This window comes from Ramlibacter sp. (genome assembly GCF_050250995.1).
In the GTDB taxonomy this organism is placed as follows: Bacteria; Pseudomonadota; Gammaproteobacteria; order Burkholderiales; family Burkholderiaceae_C; genus Ramlibacter.
Genome location: NZ_JBFWNP010000003.1, coordinates 171693 through 188305, shown reverse-complemented (window position 1 = coordinate 188305; position 16613 = coordinate 171693). Strand labels below are relative to the sequence as shown.

General features: G+C 67.6%; 16 protein-coding genes and 1 other RNA gene. 6 read left to right on the top strand and 11 right to left on the bottom strand.

Going from position 1 to position 16613, the window contains the following annotated elements; all coding sequences use genetic code 11:
* Positions 1-60: 60 nt before the first annotated feature.
* The 11 genes from AB7E83_RS04535 to gyrA all read right to left on the bottom strand — a co-directional run bounded on the left by AB7E83_RS04535 (position 61) and on the right by gyrA (position 12545).
* Entirely contained in the window at positions 61-339 is a 279-nt protein-coding gene (locus AB7E83_RS04535; protein WP_428565787.1) for a ComEA family DNA-binding protein, read from the bottom strand.
* A gap of 8 nt (positions 340-347) precedes the next feature.
* Positions 348-1355: an ADP-glyceromanno-heptose 6-epimerase gene (rfaD, locus tag AB7E83_RS04530; protein ID WP_428565785.1), complete on the bottom strand. Its 1008-nt coding sequence runs from the start codon at positions 1353-1355 to the stop codon at positions 348-350.
* A complete protein-coding gene (rfaE1, locus tag AB7E83_RS04525; protein ID WP_428565783.1) occupies positions 1352-2281 on the bottom strand; it encodes a D-glycero-beta-D-manno-heptose-7-phosphate kinase in 930 nt (309 codons plus the stop codon). Before rfaE1 ends, rfaD begins: the two co-directional genes overlap by 4 nt.
* Positions 2278-3411 carry a lipopolysaccharide assembly protein LapB gene (gene lapB, locus AB7E83_RS04520; RefSeq protein ID WP_428565781.1) on the bottom strand — a complete coding sequence of 378 codons (1134 nt, stop codon included), beginning with the start codon at positions 3409-3411 and terminating at the stop codon, positions 2278-2280. The genes rfaE1 and lapB overlap by 4 nt, the downstream gene beginning before the upstream one ends.
* A complete protein-coding gene (locus tag AB7E83_RS04515) occupies positions 3401-3691 on the bottom strand; it encodes a LapA family protein (RefSeq protein ID WP_428565780.1) in 291 nt (96 codons plus the stop codon). Before AB7E83_RS04515 ends, lapB begins: the two co-directional genes overlap by 11 nt.
* 35 nt (positions 3692-3726) lie before the next feature.
* Positions 3727-4026, bottom strand: a complete 300-nt coding sequence (locus AB7E83_RS04510; protein ID WP_428565778.1) for an integration host factor subunit beta — start codon at positions 4024-4026, stop codon at positions 3727-3729.
* A gap of 71 nt (positions 4027-4097) precedes the next feature.
* On the bottom strand, positions 4098-5819 hold the full coding sequence (rpsA, locus tag AB7E83_RS04505; protein ID WP_428566154.1) for a 30S ribosomal protein S1: 1722 nt from the start codon (positions 5817-5819) through the stop codon (positions 4098-4100).
* 70 nt (positions 5820-5889) lie between these two features.
* Positions 5890-7911: a bifunctional 3-phosphoshikimate 1-carboxyvinyltransferase/cytidylate kinase gene (locus tag AB7E83_RS04500; protein WP_428565777.1), complete on the bottom strand. Its 2022-nt coding sequence runs from the start codon at positions 7909-7911 to the stop codon at positions 5890-5892.
* Positions 7912-8793, bottom strand: coding sequence for a prephenate dehydrogenase (locus AB7E83_RS04495; RefSeq protein ID WP_428565775.1), 882 nt, complete (start codon positions 8791-8793; stop codon positions 7912-7914). It lies immediately after the preceding gene.
* A gap of 5 nt (positions 8794-8798) precedes the next feature.
* Positions 8799-9881 (bottom strand): prephenate dehydratase, encoded by a 1083-nt coding sequence (gene pheA, locus AB7E83_RS04490; RefSeq protein ID WP_428565774.1) that lies wholly within the window; start codon positions 9879-9881, stop codon positions 8799-8801.
* Between the two features lie 9 nt (positions 9882-9890).
* Positions 9891-12545 (bottom strand): DNA gyrase subunit A, encoded by a 2655-nt coding sequence (gene gyrA / locus AB7E83_RS04485; RefSeq protein WP_428565772.1) that lies wholly within the window; start codon positions 12543-12545, stop codon positions 9891-9893.
* 245 nt (positions 12546-12790) lie between these two features.
* Here gyrA and ompA point away from each other — a divergent pair, with 245 nt between their 5' ends.
* The 6 genes from ompA (at position 12791) to AB7E83_RS04455 (ending at position 16601) form a co-directional block, all read left to right on the top strand.
* A complete protein-coding gene (gene ompA, locus AB7E83_RS04480; protein ID WP_428565770.1) occupies positions 12791-13495 on the top strand; it encodes an outer membrane protein OmpA in 705 nt (234 codons plus the stop codon).
* Positions 13496-13600: 105 nt separating this feature from the next.
* The gene (gene ubiG, locus AB7E83_RS04475; RefSeq protein WP_428565769.1) at positions 13601-14311 is read left to right on the top strand and encodes a bifunctional 2-polyprenyl-6-hydroxyphenol methylase/3-demethylubiquinol 3-O-methyltransferase UbiG; all 711 of its coding nucleotides are present in this window, start codon (positions 13601-13603) and stop codon (positions 14309-14311) included.
* Entirely contained in the window at positions 14311-15006 is a 696-nt protein-coding gene (locus AB7E83_RS04470) for an HAD-IA family hydrolase (RefSeq protein WP_428565767.1), read from the top strand. Before ubiG ends, AB7E83_RS04470 begins: the two co-directional genes overlap by 1 nt.
* Positions 15007-15019: 13 nt before the next feature.
* Positions 15020-15391: a transfer-messenger RNA gene (gene ssrA, locus AB7E83_RS04465) on the top strand.
* A gap of 59 nt (positions 15392-15450) precedes the next feature.
* Positions 15451-16176 carry a pseudouridine synthase gene (locus tag AB7E83_RS04460; RefSeq protein ID WP_428565765.1) on the top strand — a complete coding sequence of 242 codons (726 nt, stop codon included), beginning with the start codon at positions 15451-15453 and terminating at the stop codon, positions 16174-16176.
* A gap of 77 nt (positions 16177-16253) precedes the next feature.
* On the top strand, positions 16254-16601 hold the full coding sequence (locus tag AB7E83_RS04455) for a hypothetical protein (protein WP_428565763.1): 348 nt from the start codon (positions 16254-16256) through the stop codon (positions 16599-16601).
* Positions 16602-16613: the final 12 nt, after the last annotated feature.

Genomic DNA, 16613 nt, shown 5'->3' with positions numbered 1-16613 from the left:
GCATTATTGCCCGACATTCCGGGAGTCGCTCCCGAAATGGGAGGCCGGCGTCGTTCCCGTTCAGCGCGCTCGCGTCACGGGGGCCAGCGGCAGGCCGTTCACGGTCATTCCCTCGGCCGACAGCTTCGCCGCGCGGGCGGGGGCGAGGCCCTTGACCCGCGCCATCAGGTCGGCCCAGTCCTTGAACGCGCCCTTCTCGCGCGCTTGCAGGATCGAGCGCGTGCTGGCGGGGCCGAGGCCCTTGAGGCCGTCGAGGTCGGCTTCGCTGGCGGTGTTGACGTCGAGGGCGAAGGCGCTCGAAGACAGCAGGCAGGCGCCGATGAGAAGAGGGTGCCTCACCATGCCCCTCACCCCAGCCCTCTCCCCAGAGGGGCGAGGGAGTTCATGTACGAGGCCACGCCGGTGGCGACGTCGGCGAATGCATGATCGCAGCCCGCTGCGCGCAACGCGGTCAGGTCCGCCTGTGTGTAGCACTGGTATTTGCCGCGCAGTGCATCGGGGAAAGGGATGTATTCGATGAGACCGGCCGCCACCGCGGATTCGGTCGTGTGGTTCTGCCCGGTCAGGGCGCTCACCACCGACGTCGCCACGTCGTTGAAAGGCTGCGCGCGCCCCGTGCCGAGGTTGAAGATGCCCGACTTCTCGGGATGGTCGAAGAACCAGAGGTTCACCGCCACCACGTCGTCGATGAAAACGAAGTCGCGCTTCTGCTCACCCGGCCCGTAGCCTCCGTACTCGCCGAACAGCTTCACCTTGCCGTGCTCGCGGAACTGGTTGAACTGGTGGAAGGCCACGCTCGCCATGCGCGCCTTGTGCTGTTCGCGCGGGCCGTACACGTTGAAGTAGCGGAAGCCCGCCACCTGGTGCTGCACGCGCGCGAAGTCCGCGCCGCATTCGCGCCGCATGCGTTGGTCGAACAGCAGCTTGCTGTAGCCGTAGACGTTGAGCGGCAGCTCGAACTCCGGCGTTTCGCGGAACGTGTCCGAGCCCCCGTAGGTGGCCGCGGACGATGCATAGAGGAGGCGCGTGCCGCGCTCCCGGCAGGCTTCGAACAGCGCCACGGACACGCCGTAGTTGTTGTCCATCATGTACCTGCCGTTGGTCTCCATCGTGTCGCTGCACGCGCCCTCGTGGAACACGGCCTCGACCTCGCCGAAGGCGCCTTCGCCGAAGGGGCCGTAGAACTCGGCGGCGTCGACGTAGTCGGCGATGCGCAGGTCGGCGAGGTTGCGGAACTTGTCCCCGTCCGTCAGGTCGTCGACGGCGACGATGTCGTCGATGCCGCGGGCGTTGAGTCCCTTGACGATGTTGGAGCCGATGAAGCCGGCCGCGCCGGTGACGACCACGCGTGTCATGCGAATAGTTCCTCGTAACTCACGGTGGCGGTGCCGAACTTGCCCACCACGATGCCGCCCGCCTTGTTGGCGATCGGTATGGCCTCGCGCATCGAGAGGCCGGCGGCGACCATCGCCGCGAGCGTGGCGATGACGGTGTCTCCCGCGCCCGTGACGTCGAACACTTCGCGGGCCTGTGCGCTCACGTGCAGCTCGCCCTCGGCGTCGAAGAGCGTCATGCCTTCTTCGCTGCGGGTGACGAGCAGGGCGCCCAGGTCCAGCGACTCGCGCAGCGCGCGTGCCTTGGTGCGCAATTCGTCCTCGCCGTGCCAGCGGCCCACCACGTCCTGCAGCTCCGCGCGGTTGGGCGTGATGATGTCGGCCCCGCGGTAGCGCGAATAGTCCGAGCCCTTGGGGTCGATCAGCACCTTCGTGCCGTGCGCGCGCGCCGCCGCGATCATGCGGGTGATGTGCGCGAGGCCGCCCTTGCCGTAGTCGGAGAAAAGCACCGCGTCGTGCTGCGTCACGAGCGCATCGAAGGCCTCGCCCTGCTGCGCGAGCACGTCGTGGTCGGGCTCGTTCTCGAAGTCCATGCGCAGCAGCTGCTGCTGGCGGCCGATCACGCGCAGCTTCACGGTGGTCTGCAGGCCGGGATCGCGCTTGAGGTGCGCGCCGACGCCCGACTCCCTCAGCATCGACTCGAGCCGATGTCCCGGCTCGTCGTCGCCGACGACGCCGAGGAAGCTCGCCTTCGCGCCGAGCGCGACCGCGTTGTACGCCACGTTGGCCGCGCCGCCGAGGCGAACTTCCTCGCGGCCGATGCGCACCACCGGCACGGGCGCCTCGGGCGAGATGCGGTCGACCTCGCCGTACCAGTAGCGATCGAGCATCGCGTCGCCGACGACGAGCACGCGTGCGCGGTTCATGGTCTCTCGGGTGGGTTTCATAGCTCTTCGACTCTTCGCGCGGGATAGCTGTCCCACGCCTGGCAACCGGGGCACTGCCAGAAATGCTGCTTGGCCTCGAAGCCGCAGGCCGCGCAGCGGTAGCGCACGAGCGGCTTCACGGCATGGTCGAGCGCGCGTTGCACGTTCGGATGGAACTGCTCCTGCGCAAGCGTCTCGCCCGCGAGCCACTTCGTCGCGGCCACCAGGGACGGCTCGCGTTCGAGGTGCCGCGCATACCACTGGCGCGCCGCCGCCGCATCGGGCTCGAGCGCCACGATGCCCTCGAGCACGTCGAGCGAGGGCAGCTGTTCGTAGTTCGCCTTCAGGATGTCGAGCGCCTCGGCCTGCATGCCGCTGGCGATCGCCGCCTCGGTCAGGGGGCGCGCGATAAGCGGAAGTCCGGCGGGCGAAGCCTGCGCGAGCTGCGCCAGCGTGCGGAAGGCGCCGTCGCGGTCGCCCGCACGCCGTTGCAGGGCGGCGAATTCGATGCCGGGGCGCGGGGTCGCCGGCGCGAGCCGGATCGCCTCCTGCAGCAGCTGCCGCGCCACCTCGGGCGGCGCGCTCGAGGCATCCTCGCAAAGGTAGTGCGCCAGCCGCCCCGAGAAGTTGCCCTGGCCCGCGTCTTCCAGCTTCTGCGCGATCTCGGCGGCCTGCGTCCAGTCGCGCGAACGCTCGTAGATCGCGAGCAGGGCGAGCAGCGCCTGGCCTTCGTAGGCCGTGCCTTCGAGCTTGCGCAGCGCCTCCTCCGCCCGGTCGAGCAGGCCCGCCTTGAGGTAATCGAGCGCGAGCGCATGCTGCGCCCGGTGCCGGTCCGCCCGCGCGAGGTCGCCGCGCGAGAGCAGGTGTTCGTGGACGCGCACCGCGCGCTCGTACTCGCCGCGGCGGCGAAACAGGTTGCCCAGCGCGAAATGCAGTTCGGACGTGTCCGGGTCGTTCTGCACGGCTTCGATGAAGGCGTCGATCGCCTGGTCCTGCTGCTCGTTGAGCAGGAAATTGAGGCCGCGGAAGTACGCCTTGGGCGCCTGCCGGTTCTCGATGCGCATCTGCCGAAGGTCGAGCCGCGAGGCCAGCCACCCGAGCACGAAGGCGATGGGCAGGCCCCACAGGAGCCAGCTCAGGTCAAAGTCCATGCGGGGCGTCGGATGCCACGGGGGGCAGGGGCGTGACGGAGGGCGAGCCCGGCTGCTGCGCCTGCAGGGCCTGGCGGCGCTGCCGCAGCCAGCGCGGCACCATGCCGAGCGCGCCCACGGCCAGGCCGATGGCGAACGCGGCCAGCACCACCAGCACGAGCGGGGCGCTCCACCCGGTGCCGAAGAAGAAGTGCAGCGTCACCTCGTGCTGATTGTTCAGCGCGAAGGCGAAGAGCGCAAAAAAAATGGCTGCCTTGAGCAGCCATGTCACGTATTTCATCGGGTGCCTCGGTGACGAGGATTCTATTCGGCCGGTCAGCCCCCGAGTTCCGCCGTCCGCTGGTCCACCGCTTCGCGCAGGGCCTTGCCCGGCTTGAAGTGCGGCACGCGCTTCTCGGGGATCTGCACGCTCTCGCCCGAACGCGGGTTGCGGCCCATGCGGGGCGGCCTGCGGTTGATGCTGAAGCTGCCGAAGCCGCGGATCTCGATGCGGTGCCCGCGCACCAGCGCCTCGCTCATCGCGTCGAGGATGGTCTTGACGGCGTACTCGGCATCCCGGTGCGTCAGCTGGCCGAAGCGCGCGGCCAGTTCTTCTACGAGGTCACTGCGGGTCATGCTGCGGAATCGAGGCGAAAGCGAAAAGCGGAAGTCGCCGCGGAGCGGGGCTCCACGGCGACAGTCTCGCCTTACTTGTCGCTGTTGTCCAGCTTGGCGCGCAGCAGCGCGCCCAGGCTCGTCGTGCCCGCGTTCTCGCGCGACGACTGCTGGCTCAGGTTCTGCATGGCGCCCTGCTCGTCGAGCATGTCCTTCTGCTTGATGGACAGCTGGATGTTGCGCGTCTTGCGGTCGACGTTGACCACCACGGCATTGACTTCGTCGCCTTCCTTCAGCACGTTGCGCGCGTCCTCGACGCGGTCGCGGCTGATCTCGGAAGCACGCAGGTAGCCGATGATGTCGTTGCCCAGGTCGATCTCGGCGCCCTTCGGGTCGACGGTCTTGACCTTGCCCGACACCGCGCTGCCCTTGTCGTGCACCGAGGTGAAGGTGGCGAACGGGTCGCCGTCGAGCTGCTTGATGCCCAGCGAGATGCGCTCGCGGTCGACGTCGACGCCCAGCACGATGGCTTCGACTTCCTGGCCCTTCTTGTAGTTGCGAACCGCGGCTTCGCCGGTTTCGTTCCACGAGAGGTCGGACAGGTGGACCAGGCCGTCGATGCCGGCGGCGAGGCCGACGAACACGCCGAAGTCGGTGATCGACTTGATCGGGCCCTTGACGCGGTCGCCGCGCTTGGTGTTCTGCGCGAATTCCTGCCACGGGTTGGCGCGGCACTGCTTCATGCCCAGGCTGATGCGGCGCTTGTCTTCGTCGATCTCGAGGACCATGACTTCGACTTCGTCGCCCAGCGACACGACCTTGGCCGGGGCCACGTTCTTGTTGGTCCAGTCCATTTCGGACACGTGGACCAGGCCCTCGATGCCGGGCTCGAGTTCGACGAACGCGCCGTAGTCGGCGATGTTCGTGATCTTGCCGAACATGCGGGTGCCGTTGGGGTAGCGGCGCGAAACGCCCATCCACGGGTCGTCGCCCATCTGCTTGAGACCCAGCGACACGCGGTTCTTCTCGGTGTCGAACTTGAGGATCTTGGCGGTGAGTTCCTGGCCGGCCTGAACGACTTCGCTCGGGTGGCGCACGCGGCGCCAGGCCATGTCGGTGATGTGCAGCAGGCCGTCGATGCCGCCGAGGTCGACGAACGCGCCGTACTCGGTGATGTTCTTGACGACGCCGCGGACGATGGAGCCTTCCTTCAGGGTCTCCATCAGCTTGGCGCGCTCTTCGCCCATCGACGCTTCGACGACGGCGCGGCGCGACAGCACCACGTTGTTGCGCTTGCGGTCGAGCTTGATGACCTTGAATTCGAGGGTCTTGTTCTCGTAGGGCGACAGGTCCTTGATGGGCCGGGTGTCGATGAGCGAGCCGGGCAGGAAGGCGCGGATGCCGTTGACCAGCACCGTGAGGCCGCCCTTGACCTTGCCGGTCGTGGTGCCGGTGACGAATTCGCCGGATTCGAGGGCCTTCTCGAGGCTCATCCACGAGGCGAGGCGCTTGGCCTTGTCGCGCGAGAGGATGGTGTCGCCGTAGCCGTTTTCGATGGCGTCGATGGCGACCGAGACGAAGTCGCCGGGCTGCACTTCGATGCCGCCGGTGTCGTTCTTGAATTCGTCGATGGGGATGTAGGCCTCGGACTTGAGGCCGGCATTCACGACGACGTGGTTGTGTTCGACACGCACCACTTCGGCGGTGATGACTTCACCCGCGCGCATTTCGGAGCGCTGCAGCGATTCCTCGAACAAGGCGGCAAAAGATTCGGACATTGAGTTTGCGTGTGACCCTTGCGAGCCACGGGTTATGTTGAGAACCCCGTCACCGGTGCGCTGCTGCGCGGAGGGAGTGCCGGGGGCCTGGTACTGCTTGCTTTGCTTACTTGCTTTGCTTCTCGTCCCACCACTGCAGAACCTGGGCGACCGACTCTTCGACGGCCTGGCCCGAGTTGTCCAGAAGGAGGGCGTCTTCGGCGGGCTTCAAGGGCGCGACGGCTCGATTGGAATCTCGCGCGTCGCGTGCCTCGAGGTCGGCACGAAGGGTATCGATTGTAGTCTCGATTCCCTTTGATATCAATTGCTTATGCCGGCGGTCGGCGCGCTGGGCCGCGGAGGCCGTGAGGAAGATCTTGAGCCGCGCGTCCGGGAAGATCACGGTGCCCATGTCGCGGCCGTCGGCCACGAGGCCCGGCAGCCTGCGAAATCCGTGCTGCAGAGCCACGAGCGCGGCGCGCACGGCGGGCAGCGCCGAGACCCGCGAAGCGTTCATTCCCGCCTGCTCGGTGCGGATGGCGTCGGTGACTTCTTCCTCGCCGAGGTACACGTGGCCGTGCTCGAAGCGGATCGGCAGTGCGGCCACGAGGGTGGCGATGGCGTGCTCGTGCGCGGAGTCGAGTTCGAGCCCGGCCTTCGTCGCGGCATGGCCGGCGATGCGGTAGAGCGCGCCGGAGTCGAGATAGTGATAGCCGAGGCGGCGCGCGACTTCGGAGGCGAGGGTGCCCTTGCCCGAGGCCGTGGGACCGTCCACGGCGATCACGGGGATGTCGCCCGGCTCGGCCGTGACCACGCCGAACAGCGTCTCGAAGTAATCCGGGAAGGTCTTGGCGACGCACTTCGGGTCGAGGATGCGGACCGGGCCGGCGAAGGCCGCGAGCGAAAAGCACATCGCGACGCGGTGGTCGTCGTAGGTGTGGATCGCCCGGCCGTCCTGTCCGCCTTCGCGGAAACGAGGAATGGGCGGCGAAGGCAGAGGCGTGACCTCGAGAAAATCCGCACCTTCGCGTACCTCGGCGCCCAGCTTGCGCAACTCCGTCGCCATCGCCGCGATGCGGTCGGTCTCCTTCACGCGCCAGCTCGCGATGTTGCGCAGCGTGCAGGGGCCGTCGGCGTACAGCGCCATGACGGCGAGCGTCATGGCCGCGTCGGGCATGTGGTTGCAATCGAGGTCGACGGCCTTCAGCGGCCAGGCGCCACGCCTGACTTCGAGCCAGTTGGGGCCGCTTTCGACCTGCGCGCCCATGGCCACGGCCGCGTCGACGAATCGGATGTCGCCCTGGATCGAGCTCGCGCCCACGCCTTCGATGCGCACCGGCCGCGCGTCCGCCGCGATCGCGCCGAGCGCCACGAAATAGCTGGCCGAGGACGCATCGGCCTCGACGTGGATTTCGCCCGGCGACCGGTACCGGCTTCCGGCCGGGATCGTGAAGCGCTGCCAGCCCTCGCGCCGCACCTGCACGCCGAAGCGCTGCAGCATGTTGAGCGTGATCTCGATGTAGGGCTTGGAGATGAGCTCGCCGATCACGTCGATCGTCACGTCCTGCTTCGCCACCAGCGGCAGCGCCATCAGCAGCGCGGTGAGAAACTGGCTCGACACGTCGCCGCGCACGGCGATGGGGGCGTCCAGCTTCAGCGCCGGCGCGGGGTCGATGCGCAGGGGCGGATACCCCTCTGTCCCCAGGTACTCGATCCGGGCGCCGAGTTGCCGCAGCGCATCGACCAGGTCGCCGATGGGGCGCTCGTGCATGCGCGCCACGCCGCTCAGTTCATAAGCGCCGCCAAGGAGCGCGAGGGCGGCCGTCAGCGGGCGCATCGCCGTCCCGGCGTTGCCGAGGAAGAGGCGCACGTGCCCCCGCCCCGGCCCTTCCCCAGCGGGGGAGGGAGGAATGCCCGTGATCGAAATCGCCTGCCCCTGATGCACCACGCTGCACCCGAGCGCGCGCAGCGCATCGAGCATGACGCGCGTGTCGTCGGAGTCGAGCAGGTCGTGGACGACGGTGCGGCCGCCGCATAGCGCGGCGAGCAGCAGTACGCGATTGGAAATGCTCTTGGACCCCGGCAGCACCACCGTGCCGCCCGCGCCGGACAGAGGCGGCAGGTCGAGGAAGGCCGTGGCGAACGCCATCTACTTCTTGTGCGAGGAGATGCGCCAGTGCGCGCGCGTCGTGCTGGCCTGGTGGATCATGCTTTCGAGCGCCTCGGAGTTGCCGGCCTCGATGGCGGCCTGCATCGCGTCGAGCGTGCGCTGGAAGATCTTCGTCTGCGCGATCAGTTCCTGCTTGTTGGCCAACATGATGTCGCGCCACATCTTGGGGTCCGCCGCGGCGATGCGCGTGAAGTCGCGAAAGCCCGGGCCGGCGAGGGAAAGGAACTCCTGGCCCTGGGCCTGGCCGGTGATTCCGTTCATGAGCGCGAACGCGATGAGATGCGGCATGTGGCTCACCGCGGCGAACGCGGCGTCGTGCGACTCGGGCGACATCTGCTCCACCTTGCAGCCGAGCCCTTCCCACATGTCCTGCGCGCGCTTGAGGTGGTTGACTTGCGTGCGCTCGATGGGGGTGAGGATGACCTGGCGTCCGGCATAGAGGTCCGGGTCGGCATGCTCGACGCCGGACACTTCCTTGCCGGTGATGGGATGGCAGGGCACGAAGGAGCCGATGTGGTCGCGCAGCACGCGGCGCGCCGCATCGACCACGTCGCGCTTGGTCGAGCCGACGTCCATGATCAGCATGTTGCCGTTGATCAGGTGGCGGATGGCCTTGAAGGTCGCCTCGGTCGCGGAAACGGGCACGGCCAGCAGCACGATGTCGGCGCCCGAGACGGCGAGCAGCGCCGACGGCGCCTCGACGTCGATCACGCCCATCTGCCGCGCGCGCTCGGTGGTGGAGGGCGACTTGCTGTAGCCCACGACGCGCTTCACGAGCCCCGCGCGCTTGAGCGCCAGCGCGAACGAACCGCCCATGAGGCCGCAGCCGATCAGGCCGAGTTGTTCGAAGACGTGTGCCATCGGTCTCAATCGCCCAGCGGATAGGTGCCCAGCACCCGGTAGAACGCGCACAGCGAGCGCAGCTCGGCCAGCGCCGCCGCCACGTGCGGCTGCGACGGGTGTCCCTGCACGTCGATGTAGAAAAAGTATTCCCACTGGCCCGAGCGCGCCGGCCGCGACTCGAACCGGGTCATCGACACGCCGTGCTGCTTGAGCGGCACGAGGATGTCGTGCACCGCCCCGGGCTTGTTGGCGACGGAGACGATCAGGCTCACGCAGTCCTTGCCCGAAGCTTCCGGCGCGGGCAGGGTCTGCGGCAGGCAGACAATGGCGAAGCGGGTGCGGTTGTACGCATCGTCCTGGATTGCATGCGCCGCGACGTGCAGGCCGAACTGCGTGGCGGCGCGCTCGCTCGCGATGCCGGCCCACTTCGGATTGCCGGCGGCCTGCTTCGCGCCCTCGGCATTGCTCGAGACGGCGCGCCGCTCGGCGTTGGGCAGGTGCGTGTTGAGCCAGCCCTGGCACTGTGCGAGCGCCTGCGGATGCGCAAGCACGACCTCGACGTCGGCCAGCGAATTCGTCGTGCGCAGCAGGTTGTGGCGGATCAGCAGGCTCGTCTCGCCCACCACATGCAGGGGCGTGTTGAGGAACAGGTCGAGCGAGCGCGCGACCACGCCCTCGGTGGAGTTCTCGACCGGGACCACGCCGAAATCGGCGCTTCCGGCCGAGGTGGCGCGGAACACCTCGTCGATGCTCACGCAGGGCACGTGTTCGATGCTCGCGCCGAAGAAGGCGAGGGCGGCCTCTTCGCTGAACGTGCCGGCGGGGCCGAGGTAGGCGACGCGGTGCGGCTCCTCGAGCGCGCGGCAGGCCGACATGACCTCCCGCCAGATGTGCGCGACGTTGTCCGCCTTCAGCGGCCCGCCGTTGGCGGCCTGCAGGTTCGCGATGACCTGCGCCTCGCGGTCGGGGCGGAAGACGGGCGAGCCTTCGGCGCGCTTGATCTCGCCGACTTCGTTGGCGAGTCCGGCCCGCTTGTTCAGGAGGGCGAGCAGGTCCTTGTCGACGGCGTCGATGGCGGTGCGCAGTTCGGCGAGTGTTCTCGGCATGCCGCGACTTTACTCCGGCGCCTCTTCGGAGTCGCCGTCGGCGTTCTCCGCGCCTTCGGCCGGGGCGGCCGCGTCGTTCTCCACGATGCGCTGCAGGCCCGAGAGCTTCGAGCCCTCGTCGAGCCCGATGAGCGTGACGCCCTGCGTGGCGCGCCCCAGCTCGCGGATCTCGCTCACCCGCGTGCGAACGAGCACGCCGCGGTCCGTGATCAGCAGGATCTCGTCGTCGGCATGGACGAGCGTCGCGGCCACCACCTTGCCGTTGCGCTCGCTCTGCTGGATCGCGATCATGCCCTTGGTGCCGCGGCCGTGGCGGGTGTACTCGCCGATGGGCGTGCGCTTGCCGTAGCCGTTCTCGGTGGCGGTCAGCACGCTCTGCTGCTCGTCCTCGGCCACCAGCATCGCGATGACGCTCTGCCCCGGGTCGAGCGACATGCCGCGCACGCCGCGCGTGGTGCGGCCGAGCGGCCGCACGTCTTCCTCGTGGAAGCGCACCGCCTTGCCGCCGTCGCTGAACAGCATCACGTCGTGCTGGCCGTCGGTGAGCGCCGCGCCGATCAGGTAGTCGCCGTCGTCGAGGTTGACGGCGATGATGCCGCCCTTGCGCGGGTTGCTGAATTCGTCGAGCGCGGTCTTCTTGACCGTGCCCATCGAGGTCGCCATGAAGATGAAGCGGTCGGCCGGGAAGCTGCGCGCCTCGCCGGTGAGCGGCAGCACCACGTTGACCTTCTCGCCCTCGGCGAGCGGGAACATGTTGACGATGGGCTTGCCGCGCGAGCCGCGCGAGCCGGCGGGCACCTCCCACACCTTGAGCCAGTACATGCGCCCGCGGTTGGAGAAGCACAGGATCCAGTCGTGCGTGTTGGCGATGAAGAGCTGGTCGACCCAGTCGTCATCCTTGGTCTGCGTCGCCTGCTTGCCCCGCCCGCCGCGCTTCTGGGCGCGGTATTCGCTCACGGGCTGGCTCTTGATGTAGCCGGAGTGGGACAGGGTCACCACCATGTCGGTGGGCGTGATCAGGTCCTCGGTGCCCAGGTCCTGCGCGTTGTGCTCGATCACGCTGCGGCGCGCGCCCAGCTTCGTCTGGCCGAACTCCTGGCGGATGGCCGTGAGCTCCTCGCCAATGATGGCGGCCACGCGCTCGGCACGGGCGAGGATGTCGAGCAGGTCCTCGATCTCCGCCATCACTTCCTTGTATTCGGCGACGATCTTGTCCTGCTCGAGGCCGGTGAGGCGCTGCAGGCGCATCTGCAGGATTTCGGAGGCCTGCGTGTCCGACAGGCGATAGAGCCCGTCGCCGCCCAGGCCGTACTGGCGCTCGAGGCCGTCGGGACGATAGTCGTCGGCGTTGACGACGGAGCCGTCGGCGCGCGCGCGGGTGAGCATCTCGCGCACCAGAGACGAGTCCCAGGGCCGGTTCATCAGCTCCATCTTGGCCACCGGCGGCGTGGGGGACTCGCGGATGATGCGGATGAACTCGTCGATGTTGGCCAGCGCCACGGCCAGGCCTTCGAGCACGTGGCCGCGCTCGCGCGCCTTGCGCAGGTTGAACACGGTCCTGCGCGTCACGACCTCGCGGCGGTGCTGCAGGAAGATGTCGATGAGCTGGCGCAGGTTGCACAGGCGCGGCTGGCCGTCGACCAGCGCCACCATGTTCATGCCGAAGGTGTCCTGCAGCTGGGTCAGCTTGTAGAGGTTGTTGAGCACGACCTCGGGCACTTCGCCGCGCTTGAGCTCGATGACCAGGCGCATGCCGGACTTGTCGCTCTCGTCCTGGATGTGGCTGATGCCCTCGATCTTCTTTTCGTGGACCAGCTCCGCCATGCGCTCCTGCAGCGTCTTCTTGTTGACCTGGTAGGGCAGCTCGTCCACGACGATCGCCTGGCGCTGGCTGCGGTCGCCGCCTCCGGTGAGGTCCTCGAAGTGGCACTTGGCGCGCATGACGATGCGGCCCCGCCCGGTGCGGTAGCCTTCCTTCACGCCCGAGACGCCGTAGATGATGCCGGCGGTGGGGAAGTCCGGCGCCGGCACGATCTCCATCAGCTCCTCGAGCGTGGCCTCTGGGTTGCGCAGCAGGTGCAGGCAGGCGTCGACCACCTCGTTGAGGTTGTGCGGCGGGATGTTGGTGGCCATGCCGACCGCGATGCCGCCCGAGCCGTTGACCAGAAGGTTGGGGAGTTTCGAAGGCAGGACGAGCGGTTCTTTCTCGCTGCCGTCGTAGTTGGGCCCGAAATCGACCGTTTCCTTGTCGATGTCGGCCAGCATTTCGTGCGCGATCTTGGCCAGCCGGATCTCGGTGTAGCGCATCGCCGCCGCGTTGTCGCCGTCGACCGAGCCGAAGTTGCCCTGGCCGTCCACGAGCATGTGGCGCATGGAGAAGTCCTGCGCGAGCCGCACGATCGTGTCGTAGACCGACTGGTCGCCGTGGGGGTGGTACTTGCCGATGACGTCGCCCACGATGCGGGCGGACTTCTTGTAGGGCCGGTTCCAGTCGTTGTTCAGCTCGTGCATCGCGAAGAGCACGCGGCGGTGCACGGGCTTCAGGCCGTCCCGGGCGTCGGGCAGGGCACGACCCACGATCACGCTCATGGCGTAATCGAGGTAGCTGCGCCGCATTTCCTCTTCGAGGCTGACGGGCAGGGTTTCTTTGGCGAATTGGGTCATGAGGGACGGCGGGTGAGCGTGGCTCGGCAGGCGGGAAGCCGTTGATTTTACTTTCGCCCGCTCCTTGTCGCGCTGTGGCAACATCTGCGGCGGTGATGCGGTTTCGTCCTACGTGCCTCAGCCGGTCAAGCGATTGCTGGTGTAAGCTCGTATGGCACAATAAGTTGGACGTATATGGTGAATTGGTCACCTGACACGTAGTTTGGACGCAGCGCGGCTGCGCTTTTTTCCCGAAGAGGAGAACCATGAAGAAACTGAATAAAGTGGCGCTGCTGTTTGCCTCTGTGGCGTTTGCAACCGCCGCGGGTGCGCAAGTCCGCGCCGCCGACGGTGGCAACCGCATCGACAACTGGCAGAACGGTACCGGCCAGTACGTCTGGCGCAACGGCACGAACGAGCTGTGCTGGCGCAACAGCAACTGGACGCCCGCCACCGCCGCTGTGGGTTGCGATGGCGCGCTGGTTCGCGCTGCTGCGCCCGCTCCGGCTCCGGCTCCGGCCGCCCGTCCCGCGCCGCCCCCCGCGCCTGCCGCGCGTCCGGCTCCGGCTCCGGCTCCGGCTGCACGCCCGCCCGCGCCGCCCCCGGTCGCCGCGACCAAGGTGACGTACGCCGCCGACGCGTTCTTCGACTTCGACAAGTCCGTGCTCAAGCCGGAAGGCCGCGCCAAGCTGGACGACCTGGTCGGCAAGATCAAGGACATCAACCTCGAAGTGATCATCGCCGTCGGCCACACCGACTCGGTGGGCACCGACGCCTACAACCAGCGCCTGTCGGTCCGCCGTGCGGAAGCCGTCAAGGCCTACCTGGTGACCAAGGGCATCGAGCGCAACCGTGTCTACACGGAAGGCAAGGGCGAGAAGCAGCCCGTCGCCGACAACCGCACCGCCGAAGGCCGCGCGAAGAACCGCCGCGTGGAAATCGAAGTGGTGGGTACGCGTCCGAACCGCTAAGGTTCGGGAGCCTGCTGCTTCATCGAAGCAACAGGTTCAGGTCGTTACCTTGAAAAAGCCCCGCGCCGCGGGGCTTTTTCGCATTCAGCCTCGACAATTCCTCCCGTGAGCGAACCGACCCTCAATGCCGATCCGGCCGAACTGGCCAAGTTCTCCGAGCTCGCCCACCGCTGGTGGGATACCGAGAGCGAGTTCCGGCCCTTGCACGAGATCAACCCGCTGCGATTGGGCTGGATCGAGTCGCAGGCCCCCCTGGTCGGTAAGCGCGTGCTCGACGTCGGCTGCGGGGGCGGGATTCTCGCGGACTCGATGGCGCGCAAGGGCGCGCAGGTCACGGGCATCGACCTGTCGAGCAAGGCGCTGCGCGTGGCTCAGCTGCACGCGCTCGAAGCCGGCACGCCCAACATCGGCTATCGCGAAATCAGCGCCGAAGCGCTGGCGGCCGAATCGCCAGCGACCTATGACGTCGTGACCTGCATGGAAATGCTCGAACACGTGCCGGACCCGGCGTCGGTCGTGCGCGCTTGCGCCACGCTGGTGAGGCCGGGCGGCTGGGTGTTCTTCTCGACGATCAATCGCAACGCCAAGAGCTTTCTCTTCGCCATCGTCGGCGCCGAATACGTGCTCAACCTGCTGCCCCGAGGCACCCACGAATACCTGAAGTTCCTTCGGCCGAGCGAGCTCGCGCACGCGTGCCGTTCGGCCGGGCTGCATCTGCAACAGACCCGCGGCATGGAATACAACCCCCTGACGCGGCGCTACGGCTTGTCCAGCGATACCAGCGTCAACTACCTGGTGGCCACGCGCCGAAACTGATGGCCTCCCCCACGCCCAACATCCCCCCGGAAATCCGCGCAGTGCTGTTCGACCTCGACGGCACGCTGATCGACAGTGCGCCGGACCTCGGCGCGGCCGCGGACAAGCTGCGAACCGACCGCGGGCTGCCTTCGCTTCCGCTCGAGGTCTACCGCCCGATGGCTGGCGCGGGCGCGCGGGGCATGCTCGGCATCGCGTTCAACCTCAAGCCCGAGGACCCGGAGTTCGCGCAGCTGCGCGAGGAGTTCTTTTCCACGTACGAAAACGCGATGACGGAGCGCACCCAGGTCTTCGAAGGCGTGGCCGAACTCATCGACGCCATTCAGGGGCGGCAGATGCCCTGGGGCGTGGTGACGAACAAGGCGATGCGATTCACGGGGCCGCTCACGAAGAAGCTCGCGCTCTTCGCCAAGGCCGGCACGGTGGTGGGCGGCGACACGACGCCGCACGCGAAACCGCATCCGGCGCCGCTGCTCGAAGCGGCCCGGCAGCTGGGCCTGGAGCCTTGCCAGTGCATGTACGTGGGCGACGACGAGCGCGACATCGAGGCCGGGCGCGCCGCGGGCATGTACACCGTGGCGGCGATGTACGGCTACCTCGGCCGCGACAAGCAGGTGCCCGACTGGGGAGCCGACGCCCACATCGAAAAGCCGCTCGATCTGCTGCCCCTCTTGAATTTCCGTCCTTCGGCGTAAGATACGAGTCCTTGGGGCTGTACTGGTTTCGACGTGGGTTCGGAATCGCAGCAGGGCATGCCGAGGTTCAGTTACCTCGTAAATCCGCTGAAAACAAACTAACTGCGAACGACAACACGTACGCACTCGCCGCTTAATTGCGACGGGCCTCACAACAGTTGGCCGATGGGCTGGGTGAAGGGCGCAAGCCCTGAGCTGTGAGGTAATCTACATGGGCTGGCCCTGACCCGGGTACCTTGGGTCGGGGCGAGACAATAGGGTACTGGCTGTTCCCGCAGCGTGCGACTGCGCGGCGGGGGCGGCGAGATCAAATCAGATCGCTACGCATGTAGAACTGTTCGACGAAGGCTTGCGGACGCGGGTTCAAATCCCGCCAGCTCCACCAGATACGGCGAGGCCGTCCATTCGCAAGAATGGGCGGCCTTCGTTCATGGGCTCTCGACCTTGCAACTTCACCAGATTCTCTTCTCCCAGGGCTTCGGCACCCGCCGCGTCTGTACCGGCCTCGTCGAGCAGGGTTTCGTCGAGATCGACGGCAGCGTCCACGACGACCCGTTCGAGCAGCTCGACCCCATCGGCCTGCGCTTCCGAGTCCAGGGAAAGGCGTGGGAGTACCACGAGAAGGCCTATCTCCTGCTGAACAAGCCGGCCGGCTACGAGTGCTCCCAGAAGCCGGGCGCCTGGCCGAGCGTGTATACGCTGCTGCCCGCGCCGCTGCGTCAACGGGCCGGCCCCGGCGCGACGCCCGGCGTGCAGGCCATCGGGCGGCTCGACCAGGACACGACGGGCCTGCTGCTTTTCTCCGACGACGGCAAGTTCATCCACCGCATGGCGTCGCCGAAATGGCATGTGCCGAAGGTGTATCGCGTGACCTGCGAACAGCCGGTGGACGAGAAGCAGGCGAGGTCCTTGCTCGCGGGCGTGACGCTGCGCGACGACCCGGTGGCCGTGAAGGCGGCGGCGTGCGAAATCGTGACCTCGTACGTGCTCGACCTCACGTTGACCGAAGGCAAGTACCACCAGGTCAAGCGGATGATTGCCGCCGTGGGCAACCATGTCGTCGCCCTCGATCGCGTTCGCATCGGAGGCATCGACCTGCCGTCCGATCTTGCGCGTGGCGAGTGGCGGTGGCTGCGCACGGATGAGGTTCAGGCGCTCGCCGGACGTTGACCGCGGTCGTGGACAGCCGCCGCGGCCTTTGTTAAAAGGGAGCGGCAGTCGCAGTCGCAGTAGCAGTCGCAGTACCCATGGATCAGAACAACAGGTTGTTCGCCACCGTCGTGGCGCTTTTCTCGTTCGTCGCGTTTGCCGGACCGCCCGCGCTCGCCGCGACACCCCCCTGCAGCGCCGCGAATTTCTCGGTGGCTCGCTTCGACGCCATCCAGCGCGGCATGAGCGTCGACCAGGTCGTCGCCGTCATCGGCTGCGGACCGACGGACCTCGGCAGCCAGTCGACTCGACAATGGCGCTTGCTGACGTGGTCGGTCGGCGCGCCCGGCACGCCCGCGCTCTCGATCAGCGTGTGGTTCGACACGAGCAACTGGCAGGCCCAGCCCCTGGTGGGGCCGTCCTTCAAGATCGCGCAGGGGTTCTAGCCCGCTTGCCGC

Excerpts from the sequence above, each read along its gene's own strand:
- rfaD (WP_428565785.1), bottom strand. The coding sequence starts at position 1,355 with ATGACACGCGTGGTCGTCACCGGCGCGGCCGGCTTCATCGGCTCCAAC.
- rfaE1 (WP_428565783.1), bottom strand. The coding sequence starts at position 2,281 with ATGAAACCCACCCGAGAGACCATGAACCGCGCACGCGTGCTCGTCGTC.
- lapB (WP_428565781.1), bottom strand. The coding sequence starts at position 3,411 with ATGGACTTTGACCTGAGCTGGCTCCTGTGGGGCCTGCCCATCGCCTTC.
- AB7E83_RS04515 (WP_428565780.1), bottom strand. The coding sequence starts at position 3,691 with ATGAAATACGTGACATGGCTGCTCAAGGCAGCCATTTTTTTTGCGCTC.
- AB7E83_RS04510 (WP_428565778.1), bottom strand. The coding sequence starts at position 4,026 with ATGACCCGCAGTGACCTCGTAGAAGAACTGGCCGCGCGCTTCGGCCAG.
- AB7E83_RS04500 (WP_428565777.1), bottom strand. The coding sequence starts at position 7,911 with ATGGCGTTCGCCACGGCCTTCCTCGACCTGCCGCCTCTGTCCGGCGCG.
- AB7E83_RS04495 (WP_428565775.1), bottom strand. The coding sequence starts at position 8,793 with ATGGCACACGTCTTCGAACAACTCGGCCTGATCGGCTGCGGCCTCATG.
- pheA (WP_428565774.1), bottom strand. The coding sequence starts at position 9,881 with ATGCCGAGAACACTCGCCGAACTGCGCACCGCCATCGACGCCGTCGAC.
- gyrA (WP_428565772.1), bottom strand. The coding sequence starts at position 12,545 with ATGACCCAATTCGCCAAAGAAACCCTGCCCGTCAGCCTCGAAGAGGAA.
- ompA (WP_428565770.1), top strand. The coding sequence starts at position 12,791 with ATGAAGAAACTGAATAAAGTGGCGCTGCTGTTTGCCTCTGTGGCGTTT.
- AB7E83_RS04470 (WP_428565767.1), top strand. The coding sequence starts at position 14,311 with ATGGCCTCCCCCACGCCCAACATCCCCCCGGAAATCCGCGCAGTGCTG.
- AB7E83_RS04455 (WP_428565763.1), top strand. The coding sequence starts at position 16,254 with ATGGATCAGAACAACAGGTTGTTCGCCACCGTCGTGGCGCTTTTCTCG.